This is a genomic window from Kitasatospora sp. NPDC033851 (assembly GCF_055576085.1).
The window spans coordinates 1-20,649 of the sequence record NZ_JBVIRL010000019.1; the positions used below are offsets into that span (position 1 = coordinate 1).

Below are 20,649 nucleotides of genomic sequence, written 5' to 3' on the forward strand. Positions count from 1 at the left end.
GGACCAACGACATCAGCCACGGTGACCTGGTCCGCAACAACCCCGACCAGACCATGACCATCGACCCCTGCAACCTGCAGTTCCTCTACCAGGGCAAGTCCCCCACCGCGACCGGCCCCTACGACCAACTGCCGTACCGGCCGGGCCTCCTCACCCTGCAGCACTGACCGATACCCACCACATCAAGGAACCCCAGCCGTGCGTCGGCTGGGGTTCCTTGATGCGAGATGACCATCGGCGCCCACGGCGAAGGGAAGGGGCCGACAGGCTGCGTGCGGCTACTTGAGCGCCGTACCACCCGAGTTGTGGTACGCGATCGTCTTGTTGATCAGGTTCCCGCCGTCGGACTCGACCCCTGTCTGTTCCTGCTGGCCCGCACCGAACAGGAGGCCGGCGATATGCGCGTTCGCCACCTGGTCCATGTGCGCGAAGAACCAGTCCACCTTGTCGTCCTTGTAGTGGTTGAGGGTGTTGTTCTGCGCCATGTTGCCCACGGGGATCTGCCACAGGACCACCGGCTTGCCCACCGACTCGGCCATCGTCTTGTAGAAGCCCAGCGCGGCAGCGGCCTTCTGGTCGGTCCAGAAGGTGTCACGGCCGCCGTGCGCCGGCTGTGCGTACCAGCCCGCGTCGCGGTCCACCACATCGGTGGCCAGGAAGTCGGCGTTCTTCGCCCCGAGGTCCGCGTAGTCCTTGACGCATCCCTGGACGTTGGTCTGCCAGTCCCAGCAGGTGAGGTGGAACCCCGCGCCCGTGTTCGGCGCGTACTTGTGCGCCATCGCTATCAGGCAACCGGCGAGTCCGGCGGCGCTGTTCTCCTGCGATCCGCAGTCCGTCGGATTCGCTGCCGTGACCTGCGCGGCGACCTGGTGCGGATTGCCGAGCGAGCGGACGTAGCCCCAGAAGTCGGGCTCGATGTCGATCATGTCGTGGTTGTTGCCGATCTTCTGGAGGAAGAACCGGTAGTCGTTCATGTAGCGGGTGAGCAGGTCGGCCTTGTTGATGGCGACGACCTCGCCCGGGCCGTCGCCCTGGCCCGCCGCATCCCCGAGGTCGCGCAACGAGTACCAGGTCCAGAAGTTCTTCTGCGGCCGCGGCTTGCCCTGGTACGTCGCCTGGGCCGCATGGGTGTCGCCCCAGGTCACGTAGTTGCCGGGCGCCGTGGTGTTGCCGCCCCAGCAGCCCCACCAGCTCGTCCACGCGGCCTGGCAGAGCGCTGCCGAATAGTAGGCCGACGAGGGCGCGGGCTGGCTGTGCACATAGGCGTATCGCACGTCGAACGGCGCGGCGGTCGCCGAGGCGTCGGACATCGAGCCGCCGATGAGCACCGTGCTGCTGCCCATGAAACGTGTCGCCGAGGCGCCGCTACCGCCGGCGGCCGGAGACGGCGCCGACGGCGGGCGGGTCCCGCTCGTAGCCTGGCCTGTCGCAGTGCCGCCGCCCGGCGTGGCAGCCGTGGTGGGCACGGCGGGGCTGGGGGTGCTGGGGGTGGGGGTGCTGGGGGTGGGGGTGCTGTCGGAGCCCGCCGCGCTCCCGGTGCCGCCGGCGTTCCCGACCGGGACGAGCAGCCACTGCTGGTTGGCGCCACCCCAGTCGTGGTACTGGGCGACGCGGCCCCCGTCGGTCTTGGAACCGCTCTGGACCTCGACGGCCATGCCACTGAAGCGGTTGATCAGACGCAGGTAGCCGTCCGGCGACTTCTCCAGGTGGAACTGCTGGTTGGCGCCGTTCAGGTCGCGCCACTGCACCAGGCCGGAGCCGGCGGTCTTCGACCAGCCGTAGTCGTCCAGCACCTTGCCGGAGTTGCGGTTCTGCAGCCGGTAGTTCCCGTCACCCGCGTCGATGAACCGCCACTGCTGGTTGGCCCCGTCGTGACGGCCCCACTGCACCACCGCAGCACCGTCGTTCGTGGCGTAACGGAGGCCGTCCAGCACCTCGCCGCTGTTGCGGTTGACCAGCATGTACCAGGGCTTCGTGTCCACGTCCACGGTTCCCGCCGAGGCCGTGTTGACCACGACCACGGAGCCGCCCACGACAGCAAGGCCGACGGCCGCCCAGAAACCCCGACGCTGGTACAACCGGCGGCGACGATGCGTCTGCCGCTGACCCGGTAGGGCCGAGCGGAACGACGGACGACCACGGCGTCCGTGGTCGCCGGGGGGAGACGCCTCCGACGGCGTGGAGGGGCGAGGGGACATGTCGGTGCTCTCTTTCAGCCGCTTCCTCCGGCCGGACCACCCGGCCGGACGACACCTGGTTGTCACCGGCCCCGAAAAGGTTGCCGCGGCCCGCGAGAATCCCTTCCCGGCCGCGCGCCAGGCGGCGATCACCTCGCCGGGAGGGGCGGCGGCCAGGGCGGAAAGCAGCTGACTGCCACTCAGTCGGTCGGCGACGGTGGGCACCGGGGGCCGCCCGGCCCGCCGCACGGTACCGGCCGAACACAGGGACGAGGTCGCGCTCGACGCGCCACCATCCTCGCCCCGCCCACCCGCCGAAGCGGGGGTCGCTCAGATCCACGTAGACGCGAAGAAGGCCGCCGATCTGCCCTTTCGGGCAGATCGGCGGCCTTCCATTTCGGAGCCCCCTGTCGGGTTCGAACCGACGACCCCCGCTTTACAAGAGCGGTGCTCTGGCCAACTGAGCTAAGGAGGCACGGTGACCGTCCGCGAGGGATCACGGCGGCACCGGGGGCAGTCTACCGGGCCGCGGTGGCGGCGTGGTGGGATATCCGGGGGTTGGTGGGGTGGGGCGGGCGTGATGGAACCGATGCCGAAATCGGGTCGGTGGGGGCTGACAAGCCGCGGAAGCGCAGGTAGCGTCGCCGGGAGTCGGTTCGTGTAGTGGTTCAGACCACTGACGGGGCGACGGAGCAAGCACACACCCCTTTACTCGGATCGTCCGGCACGTTCCTGCCGGTGAAGGAGAGCAACAACCATGGCTTCTGTCACGTACGACCAGGCGACCCGCATCTACCCCGGGGCGGACAAGCCGTCCGTGGACGCGCTGGACCTGGAGATCGCGGACGGCGAGTTCCTCGTGCTGGTCGGCCCCTCGGGCTGCGGCAAGTCGACCAGCCTGCGCATGCTGGCCGGTCTGGAGGACGTCAACACGGGCTCGATCCGCATCGGCGACCGGGACGTCACCCACCTGCCGCCGAAGGACCGGGACATCGCGATGGTGTTCCAGAACTACGCGCTCTACCCGCACATGACCGTCGCCGAGAACATGGGCTTCGCGCTCAAGATCGCCGGCGTGAACAAGTCGGAGATCCGCACCAAGGTCGAGGAGGCCGCGAAGATCCTCGACCTCACCGAGTACCTGGACCGCAAGCCGAAGGCGCTCTCCGGCGGTCAGCGCCAGCGTGTCGCGATGGGCCGGGCGATCGTCCGCCAGCCGCAGGTCTTCCTGATGGACGAGCCGCTGTCGAACCTGGACGCCAAGCTCCGCGTCTCGACCCGTACCCAGATCGCCGGCCTGCAGCGCCGTCTGGGCATCACCACGGTGTACGTCACCCACGACCAGACCGAGGCGCTCACCATGGGCGACCGGGTCGCGGTGCTCAAGGACGGTCTGCTGCAGCAGGTCGACACCCCGCGCAACATGTACGACAAGCCCGCCAACCTGTTCGTGGCCGGCTTCATCGGCTCGCCGGCCATGAACCTGGTCGAGGTGCCGCTGGTCGACGGCGGCGTGAAGTTCGGCGGCTCGGTCGTCAACATCTCGCGCGAGAACCTGGCCGGCGCCGGCTCCGACAAGACGGTGACCGTCGGCGTCCGCCCCGAGCACTTCGAGATCGTCCCGGCGGGCGGCATCGAGGGCGTCGCGGTGACCGTGAACGTGGTCGAGGAGCTCGGCTCGGACGGCTTCGTCTACGGCACCACCAAGATCGGCGGCGAGGACAGGGACCTGGTCGTCCGCGTGCCCGGCCGCCAGATCCCGGCCCGCGGCGAGACCATCCACGTGGTGCCGATCGCCAACGAGACCCACGTCTTCGCGACCGGCACCGGCAAGCGCCTGAGCGTCTGCGACTGACGCAGCCGACCCGGCCGGCAACTGCCGACTCGGCTGATGAGCACGACGGAGCCCGTCGGACCCTCCCCGGTCCGGCGGGCTCCGTCCGTACACCCCCGCGTCAACACGACGTGGGGACGAACCCGGACACCGTGTCACTCGATGGTGTAACGGAGGGCGATCCGGCCCGTACCCACCGCTACTCTCCTGAGGGTGAAGCAGCTTGTGCGCCGTATCGGCCAGACCGTCGCCCTGACCCTGCCGGTCGTCCTGGTGACCACCGGCACCCTCGCCGTGACCCGGGTCCCGTGGGCCCCGCCGACCGGGCTAGACCAGCAGGTGGTGGCGGCGTCCAGCGGCGACGGCGCCGGGATCGGACGCTCCACCACCGCGGCCAAGACCGCCGACGGGCTCGCCCCGCAGGAGTCCCTGCGGGTGGCCCTGCTGGACGAGCTACGGGCGAAGAACCCGTCCGCCGCGCTGGACCTGCTGGAGCGCTCGATGCGCGAGCAGCCCTCGCTGACGCCGTACTGCACCTCGCTGGCCACCGAACTGGGCAAGGCGGCGGTGCGCAAGTACCAGGGCGACGTCCAGCGGGCCCGTTCCTTCGCCCGCCCGGTCTGCGACGGGGCGTTCGCGGCGGGCGTGGTGGGTTGACGCTCGTCCGGTCCGTGGCCGGAGCGGCGGCCCTATTGTTCAGACATGACCGCTGACTCCGGCCCCACCGCCGACCTCACGTCCCCGAGCTCCCCCCAGTCCGCGAACTCCCTCCAGTCCGCGAACTCCCCGCAGCCGCACCCACCCCGGCCGACCTCGACGCCGGTCACCCAGGCCGTCATCCTGGCCGGCGGCCAGGGCTCCCGGCTGCGCCCCTACACGGACGACCGCCCGAAGCCGCTGGTCGAGATCCCGGGGACGGGTACGCCGATCCTCGGGCACCAGCTGGCCTGGCTCGCCGCCGAGGGCGTCACCGATGTCGTGGTCTCCTGCGGGCACCTCGCCGACGTGCTGGAGGAGTGGCTGGACAAGGCGGACCTGCCGCTGCGGGTGCGTACGGTGGTCGAGGCGGAGCCGCTCGGGCGCGGCGGCGGGCTCAAGTACGCGGCCAAGGCGCTGCCCCGCTCGGACGAGCCCTGGTACGCCACGAACGGCGACATCTGGACCCGCTTCAGCCTGCGCGACATGGCGGCCTTCCACCACGAGCGGGACGCCGTCGCGACGCTCGCGCTGGCCCGGCCGCGGATCCCGTGGGGCGCCGTGGAGACCGACCAGTTCGGCAACGTGCTGGACTTCATCGAGGCGCCGCCCTCGCCCTTCCTGATCAACGCCGGCCTGTACGTGTTCAGCCCGGAGTTCGCCGAGCTGCTGCCGGACGTGGGCGACCACGAGCGCACGACCTTCCCCCAACTCGCCCGCAGCAAGCGGCTGGCGGGCTACCAGCTGCCGCAGGGCGTGTACTGGCGCGCGATCGACACCGCCAAGGACCTCACCGAGGCGGCCAAGGAGCTCGCGGCCGGCGCCGGCCGCGCGCCCCAGTAGCAACGGCCTTCAGCAACCAGGGCGCGACAACGGCGGCGCCACGAAACGCCGGGGGGGGGGGGGGGGGCCCCCCCCCCCCCCCCCCCCCCCCCCCCCCCGGCGTGACCGGGGCCTCAGGTCGCGGTCGGGGCCCCCGGGCGGGAGGCGCGGCCGTCGCCGGACAGGTCGGCCAGCGGCGCGCTGCCCAGCACCCCGCCGAGCAGCCCGGCGCCGGAGCTCGGACTGGACTTGGGCGCCGAGCCCGAGCCGCCGGGGCCCGGGGTGCTGCGCTGGACGGGCGCGGAGCCGCCGGACCCGGCGGACGGGGCGGCGGGTGCCGGGGAGGCGCCCGTCCCGGTCTCCGCCCTGCCGGAGTGTGTCTTGCCGCTCGGCGTCGGGGTGGCCGGCTTGGTGGCCGGCGCGGTGGCGCTCGGCGTCGGGGTGGCCGGGCGCGGGGCGGCGGGCGAGGGCGAGGTGGACGGGGCCTTGCCGGCCGGGGCGCCGGACGGGCCGCCGGCCGGCCACACCGGGGTGCCGTAGTCGGTGGCCGGGCGGGTCGGCGCCTGGTGCGCGCGGGCGCCGGTGCGGACGGCGGCGCCGAGCATCGAGCCGAGCAGCAGGGTCAGGCCGACGACGACCGTGGTGACCACCGTGCCCCGGCGCAGCACCCGGCGGCGCAGTGCCCCGGGCGCGTCCGCGCCGAACCGCCGCCAGGCCTCCAGGTTGAGCCGGCCGTCGAGCGAGGCGAACGGCGCCCCGGCGATCAGCAGCGGGCTCCACGCCGCGAGGAAGATCAGGTCGGGTGTGTCGTAGACCGGGACGGACCGCCAGCTGACGGTGAACAGCAGCACGGCGGAGAGCGTCATCGCCGCCCCGGCCGCGAGCCGCTGCCAGAGGCCGAGGACGGTCAGCACGCCGACCACGATCTCGGTGAACGACACCACCAGGCCGGCGCCCACGGGGTGCGCCATGGCGAAGGCCAGCAGCGGCTCGGCGACCTTCCAGGGGTGCAGCGAGGAGAGCCAGCGCATCATCGAGCCGCGCTCGCCGCCGTCGAAGTACACCGGGTCGCACAGCTTGCTGAACCCGGCGTAGACCGAGAGCGAGCCGAGGACGGCGCGCAGTGGCAGCAGCACCAGGCCGAGGTCGACCCGTCGGCCGGGGTACCAGGGCTGCTTGCCTTCGGCGTCGGCGGCGCAGACCTCGGGCAGTTCGCCGCTCGGGGTCCAGCCGTGCGGCTCGCCGACCGGGCCGACGCCCGCGTCGGTGGCGGTGCCGTTGCCCTCGCGGGGCTGGCGCGGGACGGTCCGGGCGCCGACGAGGGACGGGATCACCTGGGTGTCCGCCTCGGCCAGGCCGACGCCGCCGCGCCCCGGAGCGCCGCCCTGGCGCACCGCTTCCAGCAGCTGGGTGGCCGCGAGGTCGCCGGGGGGCGCCTGGCCGGTCCAGGTGACGGCGGTGACCCGGCCCTTGCGGCGCGGTGCGCCGCCGGCCACTGCCCCGGCCCCGGCCAGCGCCGGGACGGCGGAGGCGGGCACGACGACCTGCGGGGTGACCAGCGGACGGCGGATCAGGCCCTGGTTGGCGTACGGGTCGCCGAACGCGGCGCCGGTGGACAGCAGTCCGGCCGGAGCCTCGATGAGCGGCGCCACCGGAGCGCCGAGCCGGAGCCGGAAGCTCGCCTGGGTGATGCTGAGCCGCGCCGGGTCCGACTCCACCTTGACCGTGTTGAGGCCCGGGCCCGCGTCTATCCCGGTGCTGCCGCCGCCGAACAGGGGGCGCCGAGGTGTTCTGGTGTCCACGCCCGTCTAACCGGGTGACGGCCGCTTAGGACACTCTCCCGGGTGGATGTCCGGCGCACACTTGAAGTGATCATGAAAAAAGCGATCGGACCCGGTCGGGCCCGATCGCCTTTCACTCGGGTTGCGGGCAATTCGGAAGATCGCCTGCGCCCCGCCCGTCAAACGTGCTCAGCGCTTGGCGCGCATCCGGGCGGCCTCGTACAGCACGATGCCCGCCGCGACACCGGCGTTCAGCGACTCGGTCAGGCCGGACATCGGGATCCGCACCCGCATGTCGCAGGTCTCCGAGACCAGCCGGGACAGGCCCTTGCCCTCGCTGCCCGCGACGATCACCACGGGACCCTTCAGCAGCTCCAGGTCGCCCAGCTCGGCCTCGCCGTCGGCGGCCAGGCCGACCACCATCAGGCCGGCCTTCTGGTACGCCTCCAGGGTGCGGGTCAGGTTGGTGGCCCGGGCGACGGGCAGCCGGGCCGCGGCGCCGGAGGAGGTCTTCCAGGCACCGGCGGTCATGCCGGCCGCGCGGCGCTCGGGGATGACCACGCCGTGCGCGCCGAAGGCGGCGGCGGAGCGGACCACGGCGCCCAGGTTGCGCGAGTCGGTGACCCCGTCCAGCGCGATGATCAGCGCGTCCTGGCCGGCGTCGGCGGCCTCCGCCAGCAGGTCCTCGGGGTGCGCGTACTCGTACGGCGGGACCTGGAGCACCAGGCCCTGGTGGTTCATCCCGCCGGTCATCTGGTCGAGCTGGGGGCGCGGGGCCTCCATCAGCGGGATGCCGCGGTCGTTGGCGGCCTGGAAGGCGTCGCGGACCCGGTCGTCGGTGTCGATGAACTGCTGGACGTACAGCGCGTTGGCCGGCACGTCACCCTTCAGGGCCTCGACCACCGAGTTGCGGCCGAAGACCAGTTCGGCGCTGCCCGCGCCGCCGCGGCCACCGCGACCGCCGGCACCGGCCCGGCGCATGCCGGCGCGGGCCTTGGCGTCCCGCTCGCGCTTGATCGCGGCGTTGGCGGCGCGCTGCTTCGGGTGGCCCTTGCGCTCCTCCCCGGGCGGGGTCGGGCCCTTGCCCTGGAGCGCCTTCCGGCTGTGCCCGCCGGTACCGACAGCCGCACCCTTCTTCGATCCGGGGTTGCGACGGTTCCTGCGCTGGCTGTTGCCGGCCATGGCTGTACTTCCTGTCTGTCCGGCATGCCCCGGCCGCCCCGTTCTGTCCGGCGGCGGCCGACGGCATGCGCTACGTCATGCGGGAGGGCCGCACCGGTCCGGTACGGCCCACCCATCACCCCGATCGTCGGATGGGGTTACTGGTTGTTGATCGTCCAGCGCGGGCCGGACGGGGTGTCCTCGATCGCCAGCCCGGCCAGGCCGAGCTGGTCGCGGATGGCATCCGCGGTGGCGAAGTCCTTGCGCTCGCGCGCCGCCTGCCGCTGGTCCAGGACCAGGCGGACCAGCGAGTCGACCACACCGTGGAGGTCCTCGCCGCGCTCCGTCCCGGCCCAGTGCGGGTCGAGCGGGTCGAGGCCCAGTACTCCGAGCATCGCACGGACCTCGGCCAGTCGCGCCACCACGCTCTCCTTGTCGTCCGCGTTCAGGGCGCTGTTGCCCTGGCGGACGGCGGTGTGCACGACGGCCAGCGCCTGCGGAACGCCGAAGTCGTCGTCCATCGCCTCGGCGAAGGCCGGCGGCACCTCGGGCGCCGCGTCGACCGTGCCGCAGCGCTCGACGGCGCGCTGGATGAAACCCTCGATCCGGGCGAACCCGGCCTCGGCCTCGCGCAGCGACTCCTCGCTGTACTCGATCATCGAGCGGTAGTGCGGGGCCGCCAGGTAGTACCGGAGCACGATCGGCCGCCACGCGCGGATCATCTCGGAGACCAGCACCGAGTTGCCGAGCGACTTGCTCATCTTCTCGCCGGCCATGGTGACCCAGGCATTGTGCACCCAGAAGTTGGCGAAGCCGTCGCCGTAGGCCTTGGACTGGGCGATCTCGTTCTCGTGGTGCGGGAAGATCAGGTCCAGCCCGCCGCCGTGGATGTCGAAGGCTGGGCCCAGGTACTTGTGGACCATCGCCGAGCACTCCAGGTGCCAGCCCGGACGGCCGCGGCCCCACGGGGTCTCCCAGCTGGGCTCGCCCGGCTTGGTGGCCTTCCACATCGCGAAGTCGCGCTGGTCCCGCTTGCCGGTCTCGCCGTCGCCGCTCGGCTGGCGCAGGTCCTCGAGCTTCTGGTTGGAGAGCGCGAGGTAGTCCGGGTAGGACTTCACGTCGAAGTAGACGTTGCCGTCGGCCGCGTAGGCGTGGCCCTTCTCGATGAGCCCCTGCATCATCTCGACCATCTCGGGGATGTGCCCGGTGGCCCGCGGTTCGACGGTCGGCGGCAGGCAGCCGAGGGCGTTGTAGCCGTCGTTGAAGGCGCGCTCGTTCTCGTAGGCGATCTGCCACCACGGCGTGCCGAGCTCGCGCTCCTTGGCGATGATCTTGTCGTCGATGTCGGTGACGTTCCGGGCGAAGGTCACCTGGTAGCCGCGGTGGGCGAACCACCGCTGCATGATGTCGAAGTTGAGGCCGGACCGGATGTGCCCGATGTGAGGCGCCGACTGGACGGTAGCGCCGCACAGGTAGATCGAGACACAACCCGGTACAAGCGGGACGAAGTCGCGTACCTGGCGGGTGCTGGTGTCGTACAGACGAATGCTCACAGCGTCAAGCGTAGTGGGCGGTGGGGGGTGCCCCGCTACATTCCCCGGGACAACGGTGCCGTGATCCCGGGGAACGGCAGGTCGCGGGCGGAAGGTCAGATGCTGCCGACCACCTTGCGCGGCGTGAGCCGCACCACCACCCGGACGTCGTCCGGGCCGTCCCAGGTGTACTTGTCCACCCCGCGGTACTTGGCGGCCAGCTCGTCGATCAGCTCGCGGCCGCCCTCGGTGGTCATGGTGATCTCCCCGCGCGCCTCCAGGTACTCGTACGGGCTGTCCGCGGGGTTGAGCAGGATCGAGACGCGCGGGTCCCGCACCAGGTTGAGGTGCTTGCGGCGGCCCTCGACGGTGGAGAAGAGGATGTCGTCGCCGTCCCGCTTGACCCAGACCACCGAGGACTGGGGGCTGCCGTCGGGCTGGATCGTGGAGACCACGGCGAAGCTCTTGCCGTCGATCAACGCCTTGGCACGGTCGGAGAGTTGGGAAGTCATCTGGCGAACCTCATCTCGTCGGCGGCGGGAACGGCCCGGGGGGGAACCCCGCGCGGGCCCGAAACCGAACAGTATCGACTCGGGCCCCGCGGCACCCGGTGAACACCCGTCAGGAACGGATTCTTCCTCGCCCGCCCACCTCGCCCGCTCACCTCACCGGACCGCCGGCCTCAACGCCGCTCGTACACCAGGGCGGTGGCGATCGCGGCCAGCCCCTCGGCCCGGCCGGTCAGGCCCAGCCCGTCGGTGGTGGTGCCGGAGACGGAGACCGGGGCGCCGGCCGCCTCCGACAGCGCGGCCTGCGCCTCGGCCCGCCGCTTGCCGATCTTCGGTCGGACGCCGATCACCTGGACCGCGATGTTGCCGATCTCGAAGCCCGCCTCGCGGACCAGCCGGGCGGCCTCGCCGAGCAGCTTCACCCCGGCGGCGCCCGCCCACTCCGGACGGTCGGTGCCGAAGTGCGCGCCCAGGTCGCCGATCCCGGCCGCCGAGAACAGCGCGTCGCAGGCGGCGTGCGCGGCGACGTCGGCGTCCGAGTGCCCGGAGAGCCCGACCTCGGCGTCCGGCCACTCCAGTCCGGCCACCCAGAGCGGGCGGCCGGGCTCGAAGGCGTGCACGTCGGTGCCGATCCCGATACGGGGGATCACGGGAGTCTGCGGGTCAGTAGGCATCGGCGGCCCTCCGGCGGGCGAGTACGGCCTCGGCGAGCACGAGGTCCAGCGGACGGGTGACCTTGAACGCCTCCTCGTGGCCGGGCACCACGACGACCTGGCCGCCGTAGCGCTCGACCAGCCCGGCGTCGTCGGTGACCGGCGGCGCGTCGGCGGTGCCCGCGCTCTCCTCGGCCAGCGCCTTGGCGTGCACCTCGACCAGGGTGGCGCGATCGAAGCCCTGCGGGGTCTGCACCGCGCGCAGGGTGGACCGCTCGGGCGTGTCGAGCACCGGCTCGGGTCGGCCCGGGTTCGGCTCGACCCGCTTCACGGTGTCGGCCAGCGGCACCGCGGGCACCACGGCCCGCGCCCCGGCCCGGACGGCGGCCGCGACGGCGTCCACCACCTCGACCGGCACGAGCGGACGGGCCGCGTCGTGCACCAGGACGATCTCCACGTCCTCCGGGATCGCGGCCAAGCCCAGCCGGACCGACTCCTGGCGGGTCGCGCCGCCGGCCACCACGCGGATGTCCTTGCCGTCCAGCCCGTGGCTGTCCAGCAGGGCGACCACCTCGGCCACCCCGTCGGCGGGTGCGGCGACCACGACCAGGCCGACGGCCCGGCTGCGGGCCAGCGCCCTGACGGCGTGCACCAGGAGCGGCACACCGCCGAGCTCCCGCAGGGCCTTCGGGGCCCCCGGCCCCAGCCGCTCACCGCGTCCGGCGGCGGGCACCACTGCTGCTGCGACTGCTGCTGACGCGTTCAGGTTTCACTCCTTCGGCGAAGTGGGTATGGCCTTGGCGTGCCCGGCGGGCGCACCGGGCCCCTTCCGAAGAACCACGGTCCGCTGCCCGCCGCACGGTTCTGCAGGGTCCGCGCTCCGCGGAATGCGCGAAAGGGCGGGTGCAGAAACGGTCTTGCAGGCCTGGACCGGCTCGGGTGGGAGGCGTCGTCCGGACACGCCTCAGCGCCCGAAGTGCCACTGCACCACTCCCGGACAGTTCGTCCGAGGAGCGGCGCGCCGGCACCGGGCGCTGTGAGCGTTGGGCGGTAGCCCGACCGCATGCGGTGACGCGTGCGCTACGAGGCGAGGACCTCGTCGAGCAGCGTTTCCGCCTTGTCCTCGTTGGTGTTCTCCGCCAGCGCGAGCTCGCTGACGAGGATCTGGCGCGCCTTCGCGAGCATCCGCTTCTCGCCGGCCGAGAGGCCGCGCTCGCGCTCGCGACGCCAGAGGTCGCGCACAACCTCGGCGACCTTGATAACGTCACCCGAGGCGAGCTTCTCCAGGTTCGCCTTGTAGCGACGGGACCAGTTGGTCGGCTCTTCCGTGTACGGTGCGCGCAGCACCTCGAAGACCCGGTCCAGACCCTCCTGGCCGACTACATCGCGCACACCGACGAACTCCGCGTTCTCGGCGGGCACGCGGAGCGTCAGGTCTCCCTGCTGCACCTTGAGCACCAGGTAGGTCTTGTCCACACCTTTGATCTGGCGAGTTTCGATGGCCTCGATCAGCGCGGCCCCGTGATGGGGGTAGACCACCGTGTCGCCAACCTTGAACGTCATGTGACAGGACCCCTTCCGTGGCTTTCCAGAATAACACGCTTCTCGGCGCACCCGAAGGGCGTTTTCGCAGGTCAGGGCGGGTCTCGGGGCTTGACAAGCACCCCCATGACGTGCTGCGACCGATGTTCGAGAGGGGCTTCCCGCAGGTCGGAGGCGGTTCCGGGGTTCGACGAAACCCTTGCGCAACACCCCCGCAGCCATGATTGGATCTTGAGCTTTCACCCTTTTTCCGGTCGCGGCCCAATCGTTATTCGATCTTGGTCGAAGCTTGTCCACGATGTGACCGGGACATGGCGGAGGTACCGCCGGACGGCCCTCCGGGGCCCCCGGGAGTGCGACACGGGGACCACCCCGTGAGGAGCGCATAAGTGAGGTCGATAATCTGAGACCTGACCTACCGACACGTGACTTAGGAGAAGCCGCCGCCGTGAGCCGCAGCCTTCGACGCGGCAGCATCGCCGCAATCGCCGCCATCGCCATCGCCTCGCTGTCCTCCTGCGCTGCAGGCAATACGCCGGACACCCTGCAGATCAAGCCCGACAACGCGGCGGCAACCCTCGGGACGAACCTTCGACTGAACAACATCGTGATCGTCACCGGGGAGGGCACCTCGGGCGACTACACCGGGCCCGCCAACGTGGTCGTGAACATCGCGAACACCGCGGAGATCCCGGCCGAGCTGCAGTCCATCACCGTCGGCACCTCCGCCGCGTCCTTCGCGGACGCCGCCGGTGCCCCGCTGACCAGCATCGTCATCCCGGCCGGCGGCGCGGTGGCGATCGGCGGTCAGGGCAACCCGACCGCCGCCGTCGCCGCCGCTTCTGTCCACGTCGGCGGTTTCGCCCCCACGACCTTCACGTTCAAGGACGGCCGGAAGGTCGACGCCCAGGCCGGCGTGAGCCCGGACGGCAAGGGCCTGTACAAGGGCTTCGGCCCGACCCCCTCGGCGAGCGCCACGCCCGTCAAGAGCGGCTCCCCCGCCGCCACCGCCCCGACCTCCGGTGCCGCCACCCCCGGTGCCACCACCACTCCGGGCGCCACGGCCACTCCGGGCGCCACGGCCACCCCGGGCGCCACGGCCACCGGCGCGGCCGTCCCGGCCGGCGCCACCACCCCGGCGGTCCCGGCCGCCCACTGACGCCGCACACCGCCTCCGGCGGGCCCGCCCGGGCCTGCCGGAGGCAACGCGAAGGCCCCCTCCGGCTCCGGCCGGCGGGGGCCTTCCGCGTGGGCGGAGTCCCTACGGTTTACGGCTCGAACTTGTAGCCCAGGCCGCGGACGGTGACCAGGTAGCGCGGCGCACCCGGGTCCGGCTCGATCTTGGCCCGCAGGCGCTTCACGTGGACGTCCAGGGTCTTGGTGTCGCCGACGTAGTCCGCGCCCCAGACCCGGTCGATCAGCTGCATGCGGGTGAGCACCCGGCCCGCGTTGCGCAGCAGCATCTCCAGCAGGTCGAACTCCTTGAGCGGCAGGTCGACCTTGGCGCCGTCCACGGTCACCACGTGCCGGTCCACATCCATCCGGACCGGGCCCGCCTCCAGGGCGCCCGGGCCGCCGCCGTTCTCGCCCGCGCCACCGTCCTCGCCGCGGCGGCGCAGCACCGCGCGGATCCGGGCGACCAGCTCCCGGGTGGAGTACGGCTTGGTGACGTAGTCGTCAGCGCCTATCTCCAGCCCGACGACCTTGTCGATCTCGCTGTCCTTGGCGGTCACCATGATCACCGGGACGTTGGACCGCACCCGGAGCTGGCGGCAGACCTCGGTGCCGGGCAGGCCCGGCAGCATCAGGTCGAGCAGGACGAGGTCGGCACCGTTGCGTTCGAACTGCTCCAGCGCGTCGGGGCCGGTGGCGGCGACGGCCACCTCGAAGCCCTCCTTGCGAAGCATGTACGAGAGGGCGTCGCTGAACGACTCCTCGTCCTCGACCACCAGTACTCGGGTCACGATCAGGCCTCCGGGGCAAGCTGAGGGGTTGTGTCTGACAGGTGTGGTTCCCGCTCCCGAGCGGGGAGCGAACGGTTCGTGCGGTTCGTGGTGAGGGTTCGGGGTGTCGCGGCGGGCCCGGCGGCGTCCGGCTCGTGGCCGGTCGCGTCCCGGTCGTGGCCGGTCATGTCGGGGTCGCGCTCGGTGGCGTCGGGGTCGTGCTCGGTGGCGTCGGGGTCGTCGTCCGGCTCGTCGTCGACGGGCGCCAGTCCGGCGGGCAGGCGGACGGTGAAGGTCGACCCCTGTCCCTCGACGCTCCACACCGACACCGTGCCGCCGTGCGAGGCGGCGACGTGCTTGACGATGGAGAGGCCGAGGCCGGTGCCGCCGGTGGCCCGGGAGCGGGCCGGGTCGACGCGGTAGAAGCGTTCGAAGACCCGCTCGCGGTCCTTCTCGGAGATGCCGATGCCCTGGTCGGTGACCGAGATCTCGATGAGCTCGCCGTCCGCCTCGCCGAGCGCCGCGGCGCTGGAGATCCGGCGGGTGGCGATCGCCACCCGGGTGCGGGGCGGGCTGTAGTTGACGGCGTTCTCGACCAGGTTGCCGAGCGCGGCGGCGAGCTGGCCGCGGTTGCCGTGCAGGTAGAGGCCGGCGATGCCGCCCGCGGCGATGAGGATCTGCTTGGCGGCGGCCTGCTGGCGGCAGCGGTCGATCGCCTCGGCGATCAGCTCGTCCACCGCGACCGGCTCCGGGTCGACCATCAGCCGGTCGTCCTGGACCCGGGAGAGGTCGATGATCTCCTGGACGAGGCTGGCCAGCCTCGTCGCCTCGACCTGCATCCGGCCGGCGAAGCGCTGCACCGCCTCCGGGTCGTCGGACGCGTCGGCGACCGCCTCGGAGAGCAGCGACAGGGCGCCGACCGGGGTCTTGAGCTCATGGCTGACGTTGGCCACGAAGTCCCGGCGGACGGCCTCCACCCGGCGCCGCTCGGTCTGGTCCTCGACCAGCACCAGCACCAGCCGGGAGCCCAGCGGGGCGACCCGGACGGAGACCGCGAGCGGCTCGACCGCGCGGGCCGCGCCCGGACGGGGCACCTCCAGCTCGACCTGGCGGATCTCGCCGTCCCGGCGGGTGGCGCGGGCCAGCGCGAGCATCTGGTCCACGGCGACCGCGCCACCACGCACCAGGCCCATCGCGTACGCCGCCGAGCTGGCCTTGACCACCTCGTCGCCCTCGCCCAGCACGATCGCGCAGGAGCGCAGCACGGAGAGCACGGTGTCGACCCCCGGCGGCAGGGGCGGCTCGGGGTTGCCGGTGCCCAGTGCCTGGTGCCGGCTGTGGTTTCTGCCGCTGGTGCCGCTGTGCTTGCCCTTGGCCTGCTCGCGCTCGCTCCAACGGAAGGCGATGGAGGCGGTGAGGCCGACGCCGAGCCCGGCAATGGCGCAGGCAGCGGCGGCGGCCACGTTCACGTCCATGTGGCCAGCGTAAGCGCACGGCCAGGGCACTCCCCAAGGGCTGGATCAAGGCATCGACCGCACGTTGCCGAGAATTCACCTTCATGTGGCTGCCGATTCACCGTAGCGGCCGAACACCGTCGCCCTGGCAGCGGAAAGTTGGCCGGGCAGCCCGTGTGGGAGAGACCGGTGTGCCGAACAGCGGGCGCCGGCTCGGGTGTGCGCGTACGATGCGCGCCACCAGCAGCGGTCACCCGGACGCCGGAACGACGGTCGGACGGGCCGGCCGGTCGGCACCGCCACCGACACAGCTACTGAGGAGAGAACATGCGCGACGCGTACCACGAGGAACTCGATGCCATCGGCGACAACCTGGTCGAGATGGCCCGGCTGGTCGGCTCTGCCCTCGGCCGCGCCACCACTGCCCTCCTCGACGCGGACCTGGCGCTGGCGGAGAACGTGATCGCCGCCGACGAGAAGATCAACGACCTGCACCACGAGCTGGAGAACCGGGCGATCGACCTGCTCGCCCGGCAGCAGCCGGTCGCCACCGACCTGCGCATCGTCGTCACCTCGCTGCGGATGAGCGCCGACCTGGAGCGCTGTGGCGACCTCGCCCGGCACGTCGCCAAGGTCGCGCGGATGCGCTACCCCGACACGGCCGTGCCGCGCGACCTGCACTCCACCGTCCTGGAGATGGGCCAGCTCGCCCAGCGCCTGGTGGCCAAGGCCGGTCTGGTGATCGCCACCAAGGACGTCGACAAGGCCCTGGAGATGGAGCAGGACGACGACGCCATCGACACCCTGCACCGCGAGCTGCTGTCGCACCTGATCGACGAGCGCTGGCACCACGGCATCGAGACCGCCGTCGACATCACCCTGGTCGGCCGCTACTACGAGCGCTTCGCGGACCACGCGGTGTCGGTCGCCAAGCGCGTGGTGTACCTGGTGACGGGCGAGCACGTGGCCGAGTTCGTGGCCGCCACCGAGGCCGGCGCGGCGGCGGAGTGAGCTCCGTTCCGACGGCCGCTCCCCCCGAGGGGTGAGTAAACCTGTGGCGACGGTGGTGCGGGCGCACGGTTCTCCGTACGTCCCACCACTGCGCGCCCGTTGACGCTCCCTCCGTTCGGCGGTTTCACTCGAAGTATCGGGCGCCGGAGTGTGCCCGCTTCACGGAGGGAACAGCTCGATGAAGGCCAACCCGACCCGCCCGGCCCCCGCCCGCGACACCGTCGAGCCGCCCGCCCCGAAGCTGTTGCCCGTCCTCGCCGCCGGCTGCGGCTGCGGCCCGGGCTGCGGCTGCGGCTGCCAGTCCGGCGCGCCCTGCCAGTGCGGCGGCGCGGACGGCGGCTGCTGCGGCGGCCACTGACGGCCTCGGGTGCACGACCGCCGAGGGAGACGGCCGTGCACCCGGCAGCCCCGGCCGGGCCCGCGCCGGACCTCGGAACGTGACGTCAGAACGTGACGTCGGTGCAGGAGTAGAAGGCGTTCCCGGTGTCGGCGATCTCCCAGACCGCGACGATCACCTGGTGGCCGGTGCGCCCGCTCGGGACGGTCGCGGTGTGGCTGAGCGTGCTCGGCACCTGCTTCCCGCCGTACGGGACGGTCAGGAAGGGCGTCAGCTCCAGGTCGGCCCGGCTGACCGGCCGGCTCGCGTCGTAGCCCGGCTTGGTCAGGTAGTACTTGAAGTTCGTGGTCGCGTGCCGGGCGGTGAACCTCCAGGTGAAGGTGAGCTGCCGACCCGCGGTCACCGGCGTGGTCGGCCAGGCGCCGCCGTGCGGGTCGTCCAGCTCGGCGAAGCGCGCGTTGCCGCCGGCGCAGATGGTGCCGTCGGACGGGCCGCCGGCGGGGAAGCCCTTCGGACCCTCGACGCTCTGCGGCTCCCACTGGATCTCACCGCAGTCCCAGGGAACCGTGTCCACGGCGCAGAGCGCGGCCCGGCTGGGCGGGGTCGTGATGTACCCGTGTGACGACGCCGGGAAGGCGAAGGTGAGCGGGATCGCCAGCGCGGCGACCGCCGCCCCGACGATGTGACGTGTGCGCATGGTGCTCCTCCGTGGGGGTGGATGGAGAGTGCGCCGGGGCGCGGACACGCACGTGGGGGTGCGGGCCCGGACGGGGAGATCCATGGCATGCCCGCGCCTGCCCGGTGCCCTCACGGTAGGAGCCGCCGCCACTGCCCGTCAATGGTCTGAACCACTTTCAGCTCCGCCCAACTGGCCTGCCCGACAAGCCGGTTGAATGAAAAGGCCCCACTACCGGCGAACCGGTGGCGGGGCCTTCTCGTCCCCGGGCTTGCTGCTCGCCCGGTCGGACTTACTACTTCTCGCGCTTACTTCTCGCGCTTACTTCTTGCCCTGGTTCTTGACCGCCTCGATGGCCGCGGCGGCGGCGTCCGGGTCGAGGTAGCGGCCGCCCTTGGCGACGGGCTTGAAGTCGGCGTCCAGCTCGTACACCAGCGGGATGCCGGTGGGGATGTTCAGGCCGGCGATGGCCTCGTCGGAGATGCCGTCGAGGTGCTTGACCAGCGCGCGCAGGCTGTTGCCGTGGGCGGTGACCAGGACGGTCCGGCCGGAGGCGAGGTCCGGGACGATGGCGTCGTACCAGTACGGGAGCATCCGGTCGACGACGTCCTTCAGGCACTCGGTGCGCGGACGCAGCTCGCTCGGGATCTCGGCGTAGCGGGCGTCACCGGCCTGCGAGTACTCGGAGTCGTCGGCCAGCACCGGCGGCGGGGTGTCGTACGAGCGGCGCCACAGCTGGAACTGCTCGTCGCCGAACTCGGCCAGGGTCTGGGCCTTGTCCTTGCCCTGCAGCGCGCCGTAGTGGCGCTCGTTCAGGCGCCAGCTGCGGTTGACCGGGATCCAGTGGCGGTCGGCCTTGTCCAGGGCGATCTGCGAGGTACGGATGGCGCGACGCAGGAGTGAGGTGTGCACCACATCGGGGAGCAGGCCCTCGGCGGCCAGGAGCTCGCCACCGCGAGCGGCCTCCTTCTCGCCCTTCTCGTTGAGGTCGACGTCGACCCAACCGGTGAACAGGTTCTTCTGGTTCCACTGGCTCTCGCCGTGGCGGAGCAGGATGAGTCGGTACGTCGTGTCAGCCATGGGCCCCAGCTTAGTGGAGGGCCCGAAAACCCCTGGTGGGGACCTTCGACCGCTGTGTAACGTGTGCCGCGTATATCTGCCACTTACATGCGTCGGCTGATTCGGGGCCTGCCCGCGCCGCTCAGCGGACGCCTGCCCTCGGGAGCCCCCACATGCTCGACGCCGCCCGGTTCCGAAGAATGGTGAGCGAGACGGCGGGCGGCCTGCCACGCCAGTTCTGGTGGCTCTGGGTCTCGACGCTGGTCAACCGGCTCGGCGCCTTCGTGGTCACCTTCCTGGCGCTCTACCTCACCAGCAGCCGGGGGTACTCGGCCTCCTACGCGGGCCTGGTCGCCTCCCTGTTCGGCCTCGGCTCGGCGGCCTCCGCGATCGTCGCCGGGGTGCTCACCGACCGGATCGGGCGCCGCCCGACCCTGCTCGCCGCCCAGCTCGGCACCGCGCTGTTCACCGCCGTACTCGGCTTCACGGACGGCCGGGTGGCGATCGCGGTGGTCGCCTTCCTGGTGGGCTTCTGCAACAACGCCACCCGGCCGGCAATCTCGGCGATCATCGCGGACATCGTCCCGGCCGCCGACCGGGTCCGCGCCTACTCGCTGAACTTCTGGGCGATCAACCTCGGCTTCGGCCTCTCCTCGGCGGTCGCCGGCCTGATCGCCACCCACGGCTACCTCACGCTCTTCCTGCTGGACGCGCTGTCCACGGTGCTCTGCGCCGTGGTGATCTTCGTCAGGATCCCGGAGACGAAGCCCGACGAACCGGCGGCGAAGGCCGACGGGCCCGCGGTCGGCCTCGGCACGGTGTTCCGCGACCGCCGCTTCATGGCCGTGGTCGGGCTCACCCTGCTGCTCGCCCTGGTGCTCCAGCAGGGGTCGACCACCCTCGCCGTGGACATGGGCCGGTGGGGGATCACCTCCACCGAGTACGGCCTGGTCATCGGCCTGAACGGGCTGCTGATCGTGGTGCTGCAGATCCCGCTCACCCGGTGGGTCGAGAACCGCAGCCGGTCGGCCATGCTGGTCGCGGCCGCGCTGTTCATCGGCTGGGGATTCGGGCTGACGGCCCTGGCCGGGTCGTCCGCCTGGCTCTACGCCCTCACCGTGGCGGTCTGGACGGTCGGGGAGATCCTCTACACGCCGACCCTGATGGGCCTGGTCGCCGAGCTGTCGCCGACCCATGCCCGCGGGCGCTACCAGGGCGTCTACTCACTCTCCTGGTCGCTCGCCTCGTTCGTCGGCCCCGCCGTCGGCGGCGTGCTCCTGGAGCGGGCCGGCAGCGGGACGCTGTGGGGCGCGTGCGGAATCTGCGGCACGGTCGCCGCGGTCGGGTACGCGCTGCTGGGCAAGCGGACCGGCGCCGCGAAGGGCACCGGACCCGCCGGGACCGTCGTGGTGTCGGCGCCCACGGCGGAGCCCGAGAAGGCTCCGGCGGGCGCCTGAGCGTC

At 72.0% G+C, this 20,649-nt stretch carries 21 protein-coding genes and 1 tRNA gene; 9 read left to right on the forward strand and 13 right to left on the reverse strand.

Features of this window, described 5'->3' with window-relative positions; genetic code table 11:
• On the forward strand, positions 1-167 hold a 167-nt coding region (locus ACZ51D_RS29905), incomplete at its 5' end, for a non-reducing end alpha-L-arabinofuranosidase family hydrolase (RefSeq protein ID WP_465664060.1).
• A gap of 111 nt (positions 168-278) precedes the next feature.
• Here the strand turns inward: ACZ51D_RS29905 and ACZ51D_RS29910 are convergent.
• Positions 279-2,033, reverse strand: a complete 1,755-nt coding sequence (locus ACZ51D_RS29910) for an RICIN domain-containing protein (protein WP_465625393.1) — start codon at positions 2,031-2,033, stop codon at positions 279-281.
• A 163-nt stretch (positions 2,034-2,196) separates the two neighbouring features.
• Between ACZ51D_RS29910 and ACZ51D_RS29915 the strand changes: the two genes are divergently transcribed.
• Positions 2,197-2,370, forward strand: coding sequence for a hypothetical protein (locus tag ACZ51D_RS29915; protein WP_465664003.1), 174 nt, complete (start codon positions 2,197-2,199; stop codon positions 2,368-2,370).
• Positions 2,371-2,578: 208 nt separating this feature from the next.
• Here ACZ51D_RS29915 and ACZ51D_RS29920 read toward each other — a convergent pair.
• Positions 2,579-2,652, reverse strand: a tRNA-Thr gene (locus ACZ51D_RS29920).
• A gap of 282 nt (positions 2,653-2,934) precedes the next feature.
• On the opposite strand from ACZ51D_RS29920, the gene ACZ51D_RS29925 reads away from it, so the two are divergent.
• The 3 genes from ACZ51D_RS29925 (at position 2,935) to ACZ51D_RS29935 (ending at position 5,550) form a co-directional block, all read left to right on the forward strand.
• Positions 2,935-4,032, forward strand: a complete 1,098-nt coding sequence (locus ACZ51D_RS29925; RefSeq protein ID WP_465625349.1) for an ABC transporter ATP-binding protein — start codon at positions 2,935-2,937, stop codon at positions 4,030-4,032.
• A 192-nt stretch (positions 4,033-4,224) separates the two neighbouring features.
• Positions 4,225-4,668 (forward strand): hypothetical protein, encoded by a 444-nt coding sequence (locus ACZ51D_RS29930; RefSeq protein ID WP_360495858.1) that lies wholly within the window; start codon positions 4,225-4,227, stop codon positions 4,666-4,668.
• Between the two features lie 45 nt (positions 4,669-4,713).
• Entirely contained in the window at positions 4,714-5,550 is an 837-nt protein-coding gene (locus ACZ51D_RS29935) for a nucleotidyltransferase family protein (RefSeq protein ID WP_360495861.1), read from the forward strand.
• A gap of 113 nt (positions 5,551-5,663) precedes the next feature.
• On the opposite strand, the gene ACZ51D_RS29940 is transcribed toward ACZ51D_RS29935, so the two are convergent.
• The 7 genes from ACZ51D_RS29940 to ACZ51D_RS29970 all read right to left on the reverse strand — a co-directional run bounded on the left by ACZ51D_RS29940 (position 5,664) and on the right by ACZ51D_RS29970 (position 12,728).
• Positions 5,664-7,331 carry a DoxX family protein gene (locus ACZ51D_RS29940; protein ID WP_465625346.1) on the reverse strand — a complete coding sequence of 556 codons (1,668 nt, stop codon included), beginning with the start codon at positions 7,329-7,331 and terminating at the stop codon, positions 5,664-5,666.
• 168 nt (positions 7,332-7,499) lie between these two features.
• Positions 7,500-8,492 carry a 23S rRNA (guanosine(2251)-2'-O)-methyltransferase RlmB gene (gene rlmB / locus ACZ51D_RS29945; protein WP_360495867.1) on the reverse strand — a complete coding sequence of 331 codons (993 nt, stop codon included), beginning with the start codon at positions 8,490-8,492 and terminating at the stop codon, positions 7,500-7,502.
• A 137-nt stretch (positions 8,493-8,629) separates the two neighbouring features.
• Positions 8,630-10,024, reverse strand: coding sequence for a cysteine--tRNA ligase (gene cysS / locus ACZ51D_RS29950; protein WP_465664005.1), 1,395 nt, complete (start codon positions 10,022-10,024; stop codon positions 8,630-8,632).
• Between the two features lie 95 nt (positions 10,025-10,119).
• Positions 10,120-10,515, reverse strand: coding sequence for a PPOX class F420-dependent oxidoreductase (locus ACZ51D_RS29955; RefSeq protein WP_360495873.1), 396 nt, complete (start codon positions 10,513-10,515; stop codon positions 10,120-10,122).
• A gap of 170 nt (positions 10,516-10,685) precedes the next feature.
• The gene (gene ispF / locus ACZ51D_RS29960; protein ID WP_465625343.1) at positions 10,686-11,186 is read right to left on the reverse strand and encodes a 2-C-methyl-D-erythritol 2,4-cyclodiphosphate synthase; all 501 of its coding nucleotides are present in this window, start codon (positions 11,184-11,186) and stop codon (positions 10,686-10,688) included.
• Positions 11,176-11,901, reverse strand: a complete 726-nt coding sequence (gene ispD, locus ACZ51D_RS29965; RefSeq protein ID WP_360495879.1) for a 2-C-methyl-D-erythritol 4-phosphate cytidylyltransferase — start codon at positions 11,899-11,901, stop codon at positions 11,176-11,178. Before ispD ends, ispF begins: the two co-directional genes overlap by 11 nt.
• A gap of 344 nt (positions 11,902-12,245) precedes the next feature.
• Entirely contained in the window at positions 12,246-12,728 is a 483-nt protein-coding gene (locus tag ACZ51D_RS29970) for a CarD family transcriptional regulator (protein WP_014136563.1), read from the reverse strand.
• A 427-nt stretch (positions 12,729-13,155) separates the two neighbouring features.
• Here ACZ51D_RS29970 and ACZ51D_RS29975 point away from each other — a divergent pair, with 427 nt between their 5' ends.
• The gene (locus tag ACZ51D_RS29975) at positions 13,156-13,866 is read left to right on the forward strand and encodes a DUF461 domain-containing protein (RefSeq protein WP_465664006.1); all 711 of its coding nucleotides are present in this window, start codon (positions 13,156-13,158) and stop codon (positions 13,864-13,866) included.
• Between the two features lie 109 nt (positions 13,867-13,975).
• Here ACZ51D_RS29975 and phoP read toward each other — a convergent pair whose 3' ends face one another.
• Both phoP and ACZ51D_RS29985 read right to left on the reverse strand, forming a co-directional pair.
• Positions 13,976-14,671, reverse strand: coding sequence for a two-component system response regulator PhoP (gene phoP, locus ACZ51D_RS29980; RefSeq protein WP_030061050.1), 696 nt, complete (start codon positions 14,669-14,671; stop codon positions 13,976-13,978).
• Positions 14,672-14,673: 2 nt separating this feature from the next.
• Positions 14,674-16,125: a sensor histidine kinase gene (locus ACZ51D_RS29985; protein WP_465664007.1), complete on the reverse strand. Its 1,452-nt coding sequence runs from the start codon at positions 16,123-16,125 to the stop codon at positions 14,674-14,676.
• Between the two features lie 306 nt (positions 16,126-16,431).
• On the opposite strand from ACZ51D_RS29985, the gene phoU reads away from it, so the two are divergent.
• Together phoU and ACZ51D_RS29995 are read left to right on the forward strand one after the other, a co-directional pair.
• Positions 16,432-17,115, forward strand: a complete 684-nt coding sequence (phoU, locus tag ACZ51D_RS29990) for a phosphate signaling complex protein PhoU (RefSeq protein WP_360495887.1) — start codon at positions 16,432-16,434, stop codon at positions 17,113-17,115.
• A gap of 178 nt (positions 17,116-17,293) precedes the next feature.
• Positions 17,294-17,473, forward strand: coding sequence for a hypothetical protein (locus ACZ51D_RS29995; RefSeq protein ID WP_350521682.1), 180 nt, complete (start codon positions 17,294-17,296; stop codon positions 17,471-17,473).
• 85 nt (positions 17,474-17,558) lie between these two features.
• On the opposite strand, the gene ACZ51D_RS30000 is transcribed toward ACZ51D_RS29995, so the two are convergent.
• Both ACZ51D_RS30000 and ACZ51D_RS30005 read right to left on the reverse strand, forming a co-directional pair.
• Positions 17,559-18,149, reverse strand: a complete 591-nt coding sequence (locus ACZ51D_RS30000; RefSeq protein ID WP_465664009.1) for a lytic polysaccharide monooxygenase auxiliary activity family 9 protein — start codon at positions 18,147-18,149, stop codon at positions 17,559-17,561.
• 300 nt (positions 18,150-18,449) lie between these two features.
• Positions 18,450-19,208, reverse strand: a complete 759-nt coding sequence (locus tag ACZ51D_RS30005) for a phosphoglyceromutase (RefSeq protein WP_360495893.1) — start codon at positions 19,206-19,208, stop codon at positions 18,450-18,452.
• A gap of 152 nt (positions 19,209-19,360) precedes the next feature.
• Here ACZ51D_RS30005 and ACZ51D_RS30010 point away from each other — a divergent pair, with 152 nt between their 5' ends.
• A complete protein-coding gene (locus ACZ51D_RS30010) occupies positions 19,361-20,644 on the forward strand; it encodes an MDR family MFS transporter (protein ID WP_360495896.1) in 1,284 nt (427 codons plus the stop codon).
• Positions 20,645-20,649 lie beyond the last annotated feature (5 nt).